Origin of the sequence: Advenella incenata (genome assembly GCF_004217095.1) — a bacterium.
Lineage (GTDB): Bacteria > Pseudomonadota > Gammaproteobacteria > Burkholderiales > Burkholderiaceae_B > Advenella > Advenella incenata.
In genome coordinates this window covers 120,790-136,368 of record NZ_SHKO01000002.1, presented here as the reverse complement: position 1 = coordinate 136,368, position 15,579 = coordinate 120,790, and the positions used below count along the sequence as shown (strand labels likewise).

Below are 15,579 nucleotides of genomic sequence, written 5' to 3'. Positions count from 1 at the left end.
AATACTCCTTATTGCTATTTTCGGTTGAAATGTTGAACCAGATAATCACCCAGGGTCTGCACCAACTGCACCATGAGGATCAAAATAACCACAGTAATAATCATGACTTCGGTCTGATAGCGCTGATACCCGAAGCGGATGGCCAGATCGCCCAGGCCGCCACCGCCAATCACCCCAGACATGGCCGAATAGCTGATGAGCATGATCGTGGTCACCACCACGGCACTGATGATGCCGGTTGTGGCTTCGGGCAAGAGCGCCCACAGCACGGTCTGACGTGAGTTGGCGCCCATAGCCCGGCACGCTTCGGATATGCCCGGGTCCAGTTCGCGCAGAACGTTCTCGACCAGACGGGCAAAGAACGGCGCGGCGCCAACGACCAGTGGCGGTATTGCCCCGCCCACCCCAAGTGCACTGCCCATGATCAGGCGGGTAAACGGAATCAGCACAATCAACAGAATCAGAAACGGTACCGAACGCAAAATATTGACCAATAGCGATACTGACTGGTAAATGGGCTTGTTGGCCAGCAACTGGCGGTCACTGGTGAGAAATAAATACACTCCCAGCGGCAGCCCGATCACCACGGTCCACAACAGCGACCAGCCGGTCATCAGCAAGGTATCGATCGTGGCCTCCCCGATCAGGGGCCAGTCCAGCGTACTCCAATTCATGCTCTCAATACCTCGTAATTGACCTGATTATCCCGAAAAAATGCCTCCAGCGGCTCATAGCGCGACGGATCGGCATCAACGGCCAACACCAGTTGCCCATAGGGCGTATCCTTGATTTTGCCAACCGCTCCCTGCAGAATGCTCAGATTCACGTCCAGATCGCGACTGGCCTGGCTCAGCAGCGGACGCGCCGTGCTGTGCCCGCGGTATGTCAGGCGCACGATGCGGCCCGCCACGCCTTCGATCAATTCTTTCCAGCCTTCGGCATCCACCCCGCTTTCCGAGAGCAGCGACAGTGTTGTTTCATGCTGTGGATGCAAAAAGACCTCGACCACCTCGCCCGATTCAGCAATACGGCCGTTGTCGATAATCGCCACGCGATCACAGACACTGCGGATCACATCCATGCTGTGGGTGATCAGCACCACGGTAATGCCAAAGCGCCGGTTGATATCGAGCACCAGGTTCAGGATCGACTGTGTCGTTTCCGGGTCCAGCGCACTGGTGGCCTCGTCACACAGCAGCAGCTCCGGTTCGTTGGCCAGTGCCCGCGCAATGCCTACCCGCTGCTGCTGGCCACCCGAGAGCTGTCTGGGGTACTTGTAGGCATGGTCTTGCAGTCCGACCAGCTCCAGCAAGGCCAGCGCCCGCTCGGTCCTTGCTTTTTTATCCATCCCTGCCAGGCGCAAAGGAAACGCCACATTCTGCAAAACAGTGCGGCTGGTGAGCAAATTGAAGTGCTGGAACACCATGCCGATCTTGTGGCGCAAGGTCCGCAGCGCGGCTTCACTTATTTTGGTAATGTCCTGTCCATGCAGCAGAACACTGCCGCTGGTGGGACGCTCCAGCAGATTGAGCATGCGTATGAGGGTGCTTTTGCCTGCACCGGAACGGCCAATAATGCCGAAAATTTCGCCCTGGGCAATGTCCAGACTGACGCCAGCCAGCGCCTCGACCACTTTGTCGCGGGAAGCATAGGATTTATGAATATTCTTTAGCTCAATCAACGTGCATACTCTGAGAAGCGTTGTGGTTTAAACGAATTTTATATTACCTGTATAAATTTGTTTTTATTTGAATATTGCTTTTAGGAATATAGAATTGACGAAAAAAGCAGGGCATCAACATGGCAATAGAGCACCACATCCGGATCTTTCACGCGAGTGGCCCGTTGGTACGATCGACCTACCCCAGCTGAGGCGCGAAGCCATGCCGACACGGCGGCGCGTCGAACTGCCCGACGCGGGCCGCATACCGTCACCGATTGCGTGATGCCGATTGCTCAATGCCGATAGCGGTTTACCTATCGCGGACTGCATATTGCATGGCGCAAAGTACCAAGTACAGATTGCCTATTGCGCTATTCTGCCACAATCGCGCTGACCGCAGGATTGTCGCATGACCATTGGTTATCAGCCATCTGCAGCGAGGCGCCCATTGCGCGCAACGCAGTCCGGTGCACCCAAGGTGCCCTTTGCTTGCCGTATGGCACGATTGCCGAGCCGTTCATCGTTGCCCTGAAAAGAAAATACCGTGCCTGGGCACGGTATTTTTTATGGCCAGCGAGCCATCGCCAAAGCGGCAGATCAGACCGGCCAATGAACAACCATATGTCTTATTGCAGTGCGATTTCTACATCAACACCAGCAGGCAAATCCAGGCGCATCAGCGCGTCAACGGTTTTATCTGTAGGATCAACAATGTCCATCAGACGTTGGTGCGTACGGATTTCGAACTGGTCACGTGATGTTTTGTTCACGTGAGGTGAACGCAGTACGTCGTAGCGTTTGATGCGCGTTGGCAGTGGAACTGGGCCACGGACAACAGCACCGGTGCGCTTTGCTGTATCCACAATTTCAGCAGCTGACTGGTCGATAAGCTTGTAGTCAAATGCTTTAAGGCGAATACGGATTTTCTGGTTTTTCATGGGAATTCCTAAAGAACAATTATAAAGAACGAACTACCTGATCAGGGTAGCGACAAAGACGCCCGACAGTCCGAAGACTGCCGGATGCATCTGTACATATTACTTCGTGATTTTAGCAACCACGCCGGCGCCGACAGTACGGCCACCTTCGCGAATCGCGAAGCGCAGACCTTCTTCCATGGCGATCGGTGCAATCAGCTCTACGTCCATTGATACGTTATCGCCGGGCAGAACCATTTCTTTGTCTTCTGGCAGCTTGATCGTACCGGTTACGTCCGTTGTACGGAAGTAAAACTGGGGACGATAGCCCTGGAAGAATGGTGTGTGACGACCACCTTCGTCTTTAGACAGAATATACACCTCGGCTGCAAAGCCGGTGTGCGGTTTGATTGAACCGGGCTTGGCCAGAACCTGACCACGCTCAACGTCTTCACGCTTGGTGCCGCGCAGCAAAATACCCACGTTATCGCCCGCACGACCTTCGTCCAGCAGCTTGCGGAACATTTCCACGCCCGTGCAAGTGGTTTTGACAGTGTCTTTGATACCGACGATTTCAATCTCTTCGCCAACTTTGACGATACCGCGCTCGATACGACCTGTAACAACCGTACCACGACCGGAAATAGAGAACACGTCTTCTACTGGCATCAGGAATGTGCCGTCAATCGCACGCTCTGGTGTAGGAATATACGTATCCAGTGCGTTGGCCAGTGCCATAATGGCTTGCTTGCCCAGCGGACCTTCGTCGCCTTCGAGCGCCAGTTTGGCTGAACCCTTGATGATCGGTGTGTCGTCGCCCGGGAAGTCGTATTTGGACAGCAGCTCGCGCACTTCCATTTCGACCAGTTCCAGCAACTCTTCATCGTCAACCATGTCCGCTTTGTTCAGGAACACAACGATGTAAGGCACGCCAACCTGACGCGACAGCAAAATGTGCTCACGTGTCTGAGGCATCGGGCCGTCAGCGGCCGAACATACCAGGATCGCGCCGTCCATCTGCGCCGCACCCGTGATCATGTTTTTAACATAGTCGGCGTGGCCTGGGCAGTCTACGTGCGCGTAGTGACGCGCTTCGGTTTCGTACTCTACGTGTGCCGTGTTGATCGTGATACCACGCGCTTTTTCTTCAGGCGCCGCGTCAATCTGGTCGTAGCCTTTGGCTTCGCCGCCAAACGCTTTGGACAATACCGTTGTAATCGCCGCTGTCAGCGTTGTTTTGCCATGGTCAACGTGACCAATCGTACCTACGTTTACGTGTGGTTTGGTACGTTCAAACTTACCTTTTGCCATAATATCTATCCAATACTTAATCTATCTGAATATGAAAACGTTGCGCCTGTCTGAATCTTTTGCAGAACAGGCGCAACACCTGTTGTGTTTATTTGCTGCGGGCGCTGATGACTTCTTCGGCAACGTTCTTCGGAGCTTCAGCGTATTGCTTGAATTCCATCGTGTACGTTGCACGACCCTGTGTCAGAGAACGCAGATTGGTTGCATAACCAAACATTTCTGCCAGTGGCACTTCGGCTTTAATCACTTTACCGCCACCAACCATATCGTCCATACCCTGAACCATACCACGGCGTGAGGACAGATCGCCCATCACAGTACCGGCGTAATCTTCAGGTGTTTCCACTTCTACAGCCATCATCGGCTCCAGCAGAACCGCCTGGGCCTTGCGCATCCCTTCCTTGAAGGCCATGGATGCGGCCATGCGGAAGGCATTTTCGTTCGAGTCAACGTCATGGTAAGAACCGAAGAACAGGGTTACCTTGACATCAACAACCGGGTATCCGGCGACGACACCGGCACCCAGGGTTTCCTGAATACCTTTGTCAACAGCAGGAATGTATTCACGAGGAACCACACCGCCCTTGATCGCGTCAACGAATTCGTAACCGGCGCCACCAGGAGGCAGGGGCTCCAGTTTCAGTACAACGTGACCATACTGACCACGACCACCGGACTGTTTGACGAATTTGCCTTCAACTTCTTCACATACCTTGCGGATGGTTTCACGGTAGGCCACTTGTGGTTTACCCACGTTGGCTTCCACGTTGAACTCGCGCTTCATGCGATCGACCAGAATTTCCAGGTGCAGCTCGCCCATACCGGAAATGATGGTCTGGCCTGATTCTTCGTCACTGCGCACGCGGAAGGACGGATCCTCTGCGGCCAGACGAGACAGGGCCATACCCATTCTTTCCTGGTCAGCCTTGGTTTTTGGCTCGACTGCCTGTGAAATCACGGGCTCAGGAAATACCATGCGTTCAAGCATGATATGCGAATCCACGTCACACAGGGTTTCACCTGTTGTCACGTCTTTGAGGCCGACCACAGCGGCGATGTCGCCTGCCAGCACTTCCTTGATTTCTGCACGGTTGTTTGCATGCATCTGCAGAATCCGACCGATACGCTCTTTTTTACCCTTGATCGGGTTGTAGACTGTATCGCCAGAAGCCAGAACGCCTGAATAAACACGCACGAAAGTCAGCTGACCAACGAAAGGATCGGTCATCAGCTTGAATGCCAGCGCAGAGAATTTTTCCTTGTCATCGGCCTTGCGGGTGATAGGGTTGCCCTCATCATCTTCACCGGTAACAGGAGGAATATCGGCCGGTGACGGCAGATAGTCGATCACTGCATCCAGCATGCGCTGCACGCCCTTGTTTTTGAACGCGGTACCACAAAGCATGGGTTGAATTTCACATGCAATGGTGCGGGTACGAATCGCCTGGTGGATTTCCTCTTCGCTCAGCTCGCCGCTCTCAAGGTATTTTTCCATGAGTTCTTCGGAAGCTTCGGCAGCGGTTTCAACCAGTTTTTCGCGCCATTCATTGGCCGAGTCCATCAGTTCAGCAGGAATATCCAGGTATTCAAACTTGGTACCCTGGCTGGCTTCGTCCCAGATGATGGCTTTCATCTTGATCAGATCGACCACACCGGTGAAAGTGTCTTCAGCACCGATAGGAATGACGATAGGCACAGGATGGGCGCGCAGGCGCGTTTTCAACTGGTCATAAACCTTGAAGAAATTAGCACCGGTACGGTCCATTTTGTTCACAAAGGCCAGACGCGGCACTTTGTACTTGTTGGCCTGACGCCATACGGTTTCGGATTGGGGCTGAACACCACCTACTGCACAGTAAACCATGCAGGCACCATCGAGCACACGCATGGAACGCTCAACCTCAATCGTGAAGTCAACGTGTCCGGGCGTATCGATAATATTGATGCGGTGTTCCGGATAGTTACCCGCCATGCCCCGCCAGAAAGCGGTGGTCGCGGCTGAAGTAATGGTGATACCGCGTTCCTGTTCCTGCTCCATCCAGTCCATCGTTGCTGCACCATCGTGCACTTCACCGATTTTATGGCTCACACCGGTATAAAACAGAATGCGTTCTGTTGTTGTCGTTTTACCGGCGTCAATGTGGGCAGAAATACCGATGTTGCGGTATCGTTCGAGCGGGGTTTTGCGGGCCATGGTTGTGTCCTTAAATTACCAGCGGAAATGGGAGAAGGCTTTGTTGGCCTCTGCCATTTTGTGTGTGTCTTCACGCTTTTTCATTGCAGCGCCGCGGCCTTCGGCCGCATCCATCAGCTCCCCGGCAAGACGAAGGTCCATGGATTTTTCACCGCGTTTTTTCGCGGCTTCACGTAGCCAGCGCATTGCCAGCGCGAGGCGACGAACGGGACGGACTTCGACGGGTACCTGATAGTTGGCACCACCCACGCGACGGCTTTTGACCTCGACGATGGGTTTGATGTTGTTGATTGCCAGGTTGAACACTTCAATAGGTTCTTTACCTGTTTTGGCCTGAACTTGATCAAGCGCGCCATAAATGATACGTTCTGCGACGGCTTTCTTGCCTGCCAGCATGACAACGTTCATGAATTTTGCAAGATCAACACTGCCGAATTTTGGATCAGGCAGGATCTCGCGTTTTGGTACTTCGCGACGACGTGGCATTGTACTTCCTTAGAGTGTCTGTTTCAGTTGAACCACTTGCGTGGCCGTGGCTGCCTATATGAGAGGTCAGCCCCTTACGTACCGCAGATAATTTTTTCTCGCAGCTGCGGCTGCACGCTTACCAACCGGTGGGAAGGAAGCATTTTTGTGCGTGAGCACCAAACCGGATAAAACCGTTCAAAAAGCGAATTACGCTTTCTTCGGACGTTTTGCACCGTATTTGGAACGCGATTGTTTACGGTCCTTGACGCCTTGCAGGTCAAGTGAACCGCGCACGATGTGATAGCGCACACCCGGGAGATCTTTTACACGACCGCCACGAACAAGAACCACGGAGTGTTCCTGCAGGTTGTGACCTTCACCACCGATATACGAAATAACTTCGAAACCGTTGGTCAAGCGCACTTTGGCAACTTTACGCATCGCAGAGTTAGGTTTTTTAGGTGTGGTGGTATACACGCGAGTGCATACGCCACGACGCTGAGGGCAGTTTTCAAGTGCAGGACTTTTGCTGCTCTCATGGCTGCTTACGCGCGGTTTACGCACGAGCTGGCTAATGGTTGGCATGACCTTCTATCCTATTTCATGTACAGGAAACCTGTACCGATTTATATTTGCGTCTGTTTTACGTACTGACGTTAATGTACGCCCGGGGAAGAATGGACAGCAAAGTCGCGATGGTAGCGCCGGCATATGACCGGAGCGTGTCGGGACTGTTCGGACAGGTTTTTCTCTTGCTGAAAAAACCTGCACAGGCTTTGTGCGCAGTACAGATGACCAACACGACTGTTGCTTTTATGCACGTTGCTGTGTTGCCCGCCTGCATGTTGCTTTGGCACGACATTCTGACCAGGATACTGCTTTTAAAATTGTGCTCCCGAAGATGTCTTCGCGCCGGATTGTGAAAGGAAAGTTCCAGAGAAGTTTGCGTGAAACGTTCAATGAAATATTGCTTTGCCACAAATTACCGGGGCCAGCCGCGTTACATGCTCTGCTTCCTGATTGATGCGCCTTGCGCTCAGCGCATGTATGCGCCAGGCTGCGACACCAACTCGAAACCAGTATCATTTCGCCGGCAAAGCCAGAGGCTCTCCATAAACCCAGAAGCCACGCGCAAGCTTCACGCACATGCAACTGAAAGCGTCAAAAGGCGCCTTTCACAAAGCGCCTGTCGGCGAAACGACCATATAACAGAGACCTTAAAACAACCAAAGAGCAACAAGTCTTACTGCTATTACCCAGCACTATTTCCACTAGGTAGCCCGTCACATTAACACAATCCTCATAAAACGTCAAGAAAACAGTACGTTGCAACCGCGGAGAATCGCCTCGCAAGCGATAGGGAAACGGCCGACAAACGGGTCGGCATTTACGCTCTTTGGCGAAATAGTCCATAAAAAACAACGGTTTTGCTATAATTGCCGACTAAATTCCCGCTGCGCGGGGCCATGTGCTGGGGTCAGCGATCCTGCGCCTCGCCATACTAGGAAAAAAATCACATGAAGATTGCCATACTAGAAGATGATCTCGCCCAGGCGGCTCAAATGGTGCAGGCTGTAGAAAAGATGGGGTATGGCTGCACGCATTACAGCAGCGGCAAAGAACTCATGACAGCCCTGCGGGATCCCGAAATGTTCAATCTGCTCATTCTCGACTGGGAATTGCCCGAAATTACCGGCAAGGATGTCCTGACCTGGGTGCGTAGCAACATCGGCTATTCCCTGCCGGTGCTGTTCCTGACCAGCCGGACCAGCGAAGAGGATCTGGTCGAAGCCATCGAGGCCGGCGCAGATGATTACATCGCCAAACCCTATACGCCACAGGCCTTGCGTGTGCGCATACTGTCGCTACTGCGGCGCGCCAATCCGGCCGATATCGACAATACAGTGATCGAAGTGGGCCCTTATCACATCGACACGCAAATGCGCTCGGTGCGCCTGCACAACGAAGTGGTTGCACTGGCGCCAAAGGAGTTTGACCTGGCGGTGCTGTTTTTCCGCAACATGGGGCGGCTGTTCTCGCGCGATGCGCTCAGCGCATCCATCTGGAATCGCGAAATTCCGGCCACTTCCCGCACCCTGGACACCCATTTGTCCAACGTCAGGCAAAAGCTGCAAATTCGCCCGGAAAACGGCCTGCGCATTGTGTCATCGTACGCCCTGGGCTATCGCCTGGAAATGGTGACCGAACCCACAGGCACGGACGCACCGGCCCAGCCAAAACAGACCAACAGCCCCGGTCTGACATGATCGTATCCAGAGCAATCCTGATCTACCTGCTGACCTTTCTTATGACCGGTACGTTGGTTAGCGGCCCCGCGCTCGCTCAGGCAACGGGCGCGCGTGGCGATTACTTCACCTACCGGTTTGTTCCCGGCGATATTCTGCTGACGCTGTCCCAGCGCTTTACCCAGAATCAGGAAAACTGGAAAACCATCCGCCAAATCAACGGCATTGCCGATCAATACAAAATTCCTGTCGGCTTCGAGCTGAAGATTCCGTTCTCCCTGATTGACGAGGTTCCTGCCAGCGCGACCATCTCGCACTTGCGCGGACAGGCGTTTATTAACGGCTCGCCGATTGCCCAGACCGGTGGTCAGGTCAGCGAGGGCTCGGTCATTACCACGGGTGCCAACAGCAACGTTACCCTGACCCTGCCAGACAACAGCAAGGTCCTGGTTCCCGTCAACAGTACGGTCACCGCCAAACGGCTGCAGCGCTTTTCGGGCACCGGGTATATAGACGCCATCTTCACCATCGACCGCGGTGAAGTCCAGAGCCATGTCAATCCCGGCGGCGAAGGCGTGGGACGCTTTGAAATCCGGACCCCAGTCAGTGTTACCGGGGTTCGCGGCACCATTCTGCGTGCGGGAACCCGCCAGGACCAGAACCAGGGCGCCTACAGCACCATTATCAAGGGTCAGGCAGATTTTTCGCCGGCCGATGGGGTCTTGCTCACTCGGCTTGGCAGCAACCAGGGCGCGGTAACCGATGGAGCCGGAAAGCCGTCGGGTACGCACGCATTGCTGGCGCCCCCGGTGTTGCATCCCATGGAGGCGCAATCACAAAACCGTCAGCTGCGTTTCGATCCGGTTCCCGGCGCCGTTGCCTATGAGCTGGTCCTGGCCGAAGACAGCGAGGGCTATGATGTGCTCTGGAGCCAGCGCATTACCGGGACTTCGGCCACCCTGCCAGCGGTACGTAACGGCACCGTTTACGTGCTGGTGCGCTCCGTTGACCAGCAGATGCTGGCCGGCAGCCACGCGATGCTGCAAATCGAGCAAACCATGAACACAATCAATGACGGGCAGGGATCGCCCGTCGGCGTCGGCAACGGCAGCTTCCTGCTGCAGTCTGCGTTTTAACCGGCGGCAGGCGCAATGCTGGGTTCGCTTGGCCGACGCTTTCATCGGGAATGGATTCTGGTTACGCTGCTGATCCTGACCGTAACCGCGCTGTGCAGCCAGTTTTCAATTCTGTCGCGTTTCAGTTTTGCCCTGTACGATGTGGCTGTCAGCTATACGCAAGAGCGGCAGCCGGACCCGGATATTGCGATTGTCGTGATCGACGACAAGAGCCTGGCGCAAATCGGTTTCTGGCCATGGGAGCGCAAAGTTCACGCCAACCTGCTGGCAACGCTGCGCAACGCACGCGCCGTCGGATTCGACATTCTTTTTACTGACGCCGATCCACATGACCCTCTGGTCGATCAACAACTGGCGCAGGCCATCGAACACAATGGTAAGGTGGTGCTGGCCAACTTCCTGACCGATCCCGGACGGCAGGTGCCGGTCAACCCCATTGCCAAACTCGCCGACGCCGCCCGCGCGCTGGGCTTTATCAATATTGTGCCGGACACCGACGGCATGGTGCGCCGTATCCGCCTGACCGCCCCCCAGGACAACACGCAACAGCACTTTGCCCTCTCGATGTTGGCCGCTGGGGGCGATACCGCGACAGTCGCCGCGCTCAGCGCCCGCAGCGAGGAACAACCCTATCTGATCCCCTTTGTGGGTGCCCCGCTCACCTTCCCCATGATTTCGTACAGCGACGTGCTGTTCGGCCGCATCCCAGCCAAGTATTTCGATAACAAATATGTGTTGATCGGCGCATGGGGAACCGGAATGGGCGATCGTTTCCCAACGCCGACCTCCACCAGCACCGTTGACAATATGTCGGGCGTTGAGATCCTGGCCAATGTGTTACAGTCGGCGCGCGAAGATAACTGGATCAGCAGGCCCGGAAAATGGGCGCACACCCTGATCTCGCTGATACCGGTCCTGTTGCTGCTGATTGCGATCAGGCAACTGTCGCCCCGCCGAGTCCTGTTTGCCACGCTGGTCGCGCTGTTGCTGGTGCTGGCCGGTTCCCTGCTGATGCTGGCCCTGGGCAACTACTGGATTACTCCTGTCGCAGCCATGGGTGGGATTGCACTGACCTACCCCGTATGGAGCTGGCGCACACAGGAAATTGCCCTGAACCAGATGAGTTGGGAAATGAGCGAACTCAATCGCGAGTACCCCTTGCTGGGGGCAGAGATGGCGCTGGCCGATGCCCCCCAGAAATTTCACTTGTCGTTAAATGAACGAATCATGGAGTTACGCTTTGCGCTGAACCGGGTGCGTTCGCTGCGCCAGTTCATCAGCGACAGCTTCAATGCCATTCCGGACCCGGCCCTGGTCTTTGACGCCAACCATCGGCTTACCCTGTGGACCAGCAGCGCCGAACGGTACATGGCCAGCCTGGGCGATCTGGCGTTGACCGAAGGGCTGCCGGTGCAGACTTTGCTCAATGCCATTATTCCCGATGCACCGACATGCCGAGAGCTGGCCGCTGCGATCGAGTACCCTGAGCGCACCGCATCTGGACAGACGCCAGAGACAGGCAGTGCGGCGGCAAGCATCCATGCCGAAGACGGCTTTGAAGTGCGTGATCACGCCGGTAATGACTTGCTGCTCAAATCCATGCCCACCTATACCGCTGGTCGTCGCCGCTCGGGATACATTCTGAACCTGATCGATATCAGTGCGTTGCGTCAGGCCGAACGCAAGCGTGATGACACCTTGCGATTCATATCCCATGATATGCGGGCGCCACAGAACTCCATTCTTGCACTGATAGACTTGCAGGCGGATGCGGCCCGCGCCCTGCCCACCGACGAGCTGCTGCAGCGCGTCAGCCATCTGTCGGCAAGAACCATCGGCCTGGTGGAAGACTTTGTACAGTTTACGCGGGCTGAAAAAGCCGACATCGAATTTGTGCCGCTTAATCTGAGTGATCTGCTGCAAGACGCAATCAATGAACTTTGGGTCGATAGCCGGACACGCAATATCACCATTGTGAGTAACATCACACCGCTATGCGCTTTTATCAAGGGGGACCAGTCATTGCTGATGCGCTGCCTGGGCAATTTGCTGGACAACGCCTTCAAATACAGTACAGACAACACAACGGTCACATGCAGCCTGGCCTCGGCAGGCAACTTCTGGGAAGTCAGCATCCACGACCAAGGCTGTGGCATCAGCGAGCAAGATCAGCAACACCTGTTCACGCTATTTACCCGCGTAGGTGCGGGCCGTGAACAAGACCCGGGGGGCCTGGGCCTGGGCCTGGTTTTTGTCAAAACCGTGGTCACACGCCATCATGGGGATGTCCGCGTACAGTCGGCGCCAGGCCATGGGTCTACTTTTATTATCCGCCTGCCTAAAGATGAGGCTGAAGAATCCGCCGGGCCTTCTCTATAACCGGCATATCCACCATCTGGCCGTCCAGCTTGAACGCAGCCCGCCCGCTTTTCTGGTGCTCATCCAGCACCCGCTGGGCCCAGTCCTTTTCCTGCGCCGTTGGTTCGAATACTTCGTGGATCACCGCCAACTGGGCCGGATGGATGCATAGCGCGCCCGCAAACCCCATGCCTTTGGCCAGCGCGACCGATTGCCTGAGCCCGTCAGTATCTGAAATATCCGGAAATACGCCATCCAGTGGCGCATCAATGCCCGCAGCCCGGCTTTGGATCACCAGTTGAGGACGCACCGCTGCCAGCAATTGCTGCGCCCCTTGCGAATCGCGATCCATGTTCAGGTCCAGCGCCAGATCCAGCGCGCCAAAAGACAGTCGCGCCACACCCGGCGCCTGGCACAGTTCAGGCATGCGCATGATGCCCATGGCGCTTTCAATAATCGGGTAGACCGGTTTTTTGGCCATCCCCGCGGCCTTGATCTGCGACTCGCTTTCAGCCTTCGGCAGCATCACACCTGTGATATTTGCAAGCTTTGCGCAAACGGCAATATCATCGTTGAACCAGCGGCTGCGCGCATCATTGACGCGCAACAGAAATTGCTGCTCGGGATTGGCGGTGGCAAATTCGCGCAGCGCATCGCGTGCGCTTTGCTTGGCATCCTGCTCCACCGCATCTTCCAGATCAACGATGACAATGTCGGCGCCACTGGCCAGCGCCTTGGGAATTCTGTCAACCCGGGTGGCAGGGACAAACAGCGCGGATCGCATTTTCATGACTGGCAAACTCCTTGATTATGACGGGTGGCGGCGCTCATGCGGCCCCGCCTGTGTGTATTTACTGGCAGTCAGACGATACCGGCAGACTGCCACTGACTGACCGTGTCCTCATCATAGCCCAGTTCATCCAGGATCGCGGCCGAATGCTCACCAAGCGCGGGGACCGCATCAATGCGAAAGTCATAGCTGTTGTTCACGCCTGGCGGCAAAAAGGTAGGCAGTGTCCCCACCGGGCTGCCCATTTGCGTCCAGCGATTGCGCGCCTTCAATTGCGGATGCTCCCATACTGCCTTCATGTCGTTGACGCGGGCGTTGGCGATGCCAGCTTTTTCCAGACGCTCGATAATCTGCTCGTCATCATAGGCAGCGAAGGACTGGATAATCAGATCACGCAAGGCATCGCGATTGGTCGTGCGCATCGTGTTGGAAGCGAAGCGAGGGTCGGTGGCCAGCTCGGGTTTTTCCAGCACCTGTTCGCAGAACATTTTCCATTCGCGTTCGTTCTGCAGCCCCAGCATGATAGTCTTGCCGTTGCCGGCCAGAAACGGGCCGTAGGGATAAATAGCGGCGTGCGCAGCGCCTGCCCTGACCGGTGGCGGGGCGCCATCATAGGTGTAATACAACGGAAAGCCCATCCACTCGACCATGCTCTCCAGCATGGTCAGGTCAATATGGCTACCCTTGCCGGTCTTGCCGCGCTGCAGCAGCGCCGACAGAATATGGGTATACGCATACATGCCGGCTGCAATATCGGCAATGGAGCAGCCGGCCTTGGCCGGCTCATTGGCGCTGCCAGTCACGGAAACAAAGCCGCTCTCGCTCTGGATCAACAGGTCATAGGCTTTTTTATGCTCATAAGGGCCACCGGCGCCATAGCCCGAAATATCACACACCACCAGGCCCGGATACTGTTCGTGCAAGGCATCAAACGAGAGTCCAAGACGGGCTGCCGCGCCGGGCGCCAGGTTTTGCACCAGCACATCCACCTGGGGCAACAGGCGGGCTAGTACTTCTTTGGCCTGCGGGCTTTTCAGATCCAGGGTAAGACTTTCCTTGGAGCGATTAGTCCATACAAAATGAGACGCCATGCCGTTGACGCGTTCATCATAATTGCGGGCAAAATCGCCCACGCCAGGCCGCTCCACCTTGATAACGCGCGCGCCCAGATCGGCCAGTTGCCGGGTGCAAAATGGCGCGGCAATCGCATGTTCCAGGCTCAGGACAGTAATGCCGTCAAGCGGGCGAATGCCGGTCGATTGTTCTGTTTTCATTTGAAGGTTACCTCTGCTGTCTGGGCCACAGTGCCCTCTTGTTCGGCCCATAGGCGGGCGCGGCCGGCTTCGGTGATCACGCCCTGCGCACGAAACTCGGCCGGGGCGATCAGTGGACGGTGGCCACGAAAGGAAAAGCCGGTTACGGTTTTATCGGGATTGGCCTGACAAAACGCCTGCAACAGACGGGTGGCAATCATCGGGCCGTGCACCACCAGACCGGGATAGCCTTCGGTCTGCGTTACATAGGGGTGATCATAGTGAATGCGATGGCCATTGAAGGTTACCGCAGAATAGCGAAACAGCAGCGTGCTGGTCGGTGTGATGGGCTCGGACCAGGCACCGGCGCCGGCCGCTTCGGTGCCGCCCAGCTTGGGCGCAGCAGGCTCGCGATAAACGATATCCTGTTCCTCATGGATACACCGCTGGCCATCCTGTTTATATTCATGCGTCACAGTCACAAAAAGCAGTTTACCGGTAGTGCCCTGTTTTTCGCGAATAGCAGAAATGGTCGAAATGCGTTCGCCGTCTCGCCCGACCAGCAAAGGTTGGTGAAACTGCAAGCGACCGCCGGCCCACATGCGGTTGCGATCATCGGCGGGCGGCAGAAAGCCGCCCCGCTTAGGATGACCATCCTGGCCAAGCTGGTCCTGCGGTGCCGGCTCAATGAACAGCGCCCATTGCCACAAGGGTGGCAGCGCCAGCCCGGCAGCAGGTGCGCTCGTCTCCAGCGAGGCCGCTATTTTTCTTACATGAGAAGGATTGATAAAATCCTGCGCCACTTCCTGGCGACCGATCCAGTCGGAAAGGTTGGACTGCTGAGCATCCTGAGTCATTCGCACTGTTTCCTGACAATAATAAAATAATAAATTCTTCGGCAACGGGCCGGGCGTGTCATGCACGCAGCTAAAAGCGGCGCAGGTCGCGGCCTGCGCCCGCACCCCGGTAACACGGCGGGTGCTGCGCATCGCGTGATCCTGCCTCGCCCCTCATGTAAGCACTCTTATGCAAACACTCTTATGCAAACACAACTGCGATAGCACAACTGCAATAGCGCCTGCGCGCGCCGCCATTGGGTTCGCTACATGGTCTGGCCCTGCGCCTCTAGCTGGCCGTTCATGAAAAACCGGCGTGCCTGTTGGGCGCTGAAAAAGTGCCGCCTGCCAAAACCTGACAGCCATGAGCATAACCGTTAGGGCCACAGCAGGGAATTATTAATCCT

Annotated in this window: 13 protein-coding genes; 3 read left to right on the top strand and 10 right to left on the bottom strand. The window is 55.7% G+C overall.

Features of this window, described 5'->3' with window-relative positions:
* Positions 1 to 14 precede the first annotated feature (14 nt).
* The 7 genes from EV681_RS11855 to rpsL all read right to left on the bottom strand — a co-directional run bounded on the left by EV681_RS11855 (position 15) and on the right by rpsL (position 7,138).
* Positions 15 to 674 (bottom strand): methionine ABC transporter permease, encoded by a 660-nt coding sequence (locus tag EV681_RS11855; RefSeq protein WP_128393270.1) that lies wholly within the window; start codon positions 672 to 674, stop codon positions 15 to 17.
* A complete protein-coding gene (locus EV681_RS11850; protein WP_128393271.1) occupies positions 671 to 1,681 on the bottom strand; it encodes a methionine ABC transporter ATP-binding protein in 1,011 nt (336 codons plus the stop codon). The genes EV681_RS11855 and EV681_RS11850 overlap by 4 nt, the downstream gene beginning before the upstream one ends.
* Before the next feature lie 608 nt (positions 1,682 to 2,289).
* A complete protein-coding gene (gene rpsJ, locus EV681_RS11845) occupies positions 2,290 to 2,601 on the bottom strand; it encodes a 30S ribosomal protein S10 (protein WP_014752595.1) in 312 nt (103 codons plus the stop codon).
* Between the two features lie 99 nt (positions 2,602 to 2,700).
* The gene (gene tuf / locus EV681_RS11840) at positions 2,701 to 3,891 is read right to left on the bottom strand and encodes an elongation factor Tu (RefSeq protein WP_128393272.1); all 1,191 of its coding nucleotides are present in this window, start codon (positions 3,889 to 3,891) and stop codon (positions 2,701 to 2,703) included.
* Between the two features lie 88 nt (positions 3,892 to 3,979).
* Entirely contained in the window at positions 3,980 to 6,085 is a 2,106-nt protein-coding gene (gene fusA, locus EV681_RS11835) for an elongation factor G (RefSeq protein ID WP_128393273.1), read from the bottom strand.
* A 15-nt stretch (positions 6,086 to 6,100) separates the two neighbouring features.
* A complete protein-coding gene (gene rpsG / locus EV681_RS11830; protein WP_128393274.1) occupies positions 6,101 to 6,571 on the bottom strand; it encodes a 30S ribosomal protein S7 in 471 nt (156 codons plus the stop codon).
* 189 nt (positions 6,572 to 6,760) lie between these two features.
* A complete protein-coding gene (gene rpsL, locus EV681_RS11825) occupies positions 6,761 to 7,138 on the bottom strand; it encodes a 30S ribosomal protein S12 (protein WP_014752599.1) in 378 nt (125 codons plus the stop codon).
* A 932-nt stretch (positions 7,139 to 8,070) separates the two neighbouring features.
* Here rpsL and EV681_RS11820 point away from each other — a divergent pair.
* Genes EV681_RS11820 through EV681_RS11810 form a run of 3 tightly spaced genes read left to right on the top strand, consistent with a single transcriptional unit; the run spans position 8,071 to position 12,314 of the window.
* Positions 8,071 to 8,820 carry a response regulator transcription factor gene (locus EV681_RS11820; RefSeq protein WP_128393275.1) on the top strand — a complete coding sequence of 250 codons (750 nt, stop codon included), beginning with the start codon at positions 8,071 to 8,073 and terminating at the stop codon, positions 8,818 to 8,820.
* A complete protein-coding gene (locus EV681_RS11815; protein WP_130304130.1) occupies positions 8,817 to 9,935 on the top strand; it encodes a FecR domain-containing protein in 1,119 nt (372 codons plus the stop codon). The genes EV681_RS11820 and EV681_RS11815 overlap by 4 nt, the downstream gene beginning before the upstream one ends.
* A 15-nt stretch (positions 9,936 to 9,950) precedes the next feature.
* On the top strand, positions 9,951 to 12,314 hold the full coding sequence (locus EV681_RS11810) for a CHASE2 domain-containing protein (RefSeq protein ID WP_130304129.1): 2,364 nt from the start codon (positions 9,951 to 9,953) through the stop codon (positions 12,312 to 12,314).
* Here EV681_RS11810 and EV681_RS11805 read toward each other — a convergent pair.
* The 3 genes from EV681_RS11805 to EV681_RS11795 all read right to left on the bottom strand — a co-directional run bounded on the left by EV681_RS11805 (position 12,274) and on the right by EV681_RS11795 (position 15,193).
* Positions 12,274 to 13,083 (bottom strand): HpcH/HpaI aldolase/citrate lyase family protein, encoded by an 810-nt coding sequence (locus EV681_RS11805; RefSeq protein WP_128393278.1) that lies wholly within the window; start codon positions 13,081 to 13,083, stop codon positions 12,274 to 12,276. The genes EV681_RS11810 and EV681_RS11805 overlap by 41 nt on opposite strands.
* Positions 13,084 to 13,154: 71 nt before the next feature.
* Positions 13,155 to 14,357 (bottom strand): CaiB/BaiF CoA transferase family protein, encoded by a 1,203-nt coding sequence (locus EV681_RS11800; RefSeq protein ID WP_130304128.1) that lies wholly within the window; start codon positions 14,355 to 14,357, stop codon positions 13,155 to 13,157.
* The gene (locus EV681_RS11795) at positions 14,354 to 15,193 is read right to left on the bottom strand and encodes an HTD2 family dehydratase (protein ID WP_130304127.1); all 840 of its coding nucleotides are present in this window, start codon (positions 15,191 to 15,193) and stop codon (positions 14,354 to 14,356) included. The genes EV681_RS11800 and EV681_RS11795 overlap by 4 nt, the downstream gene beginning before the upstream one ends.
* Between the last annotated feature and the right edge of the window lie 386 nt (positions 15,194 to 15,579).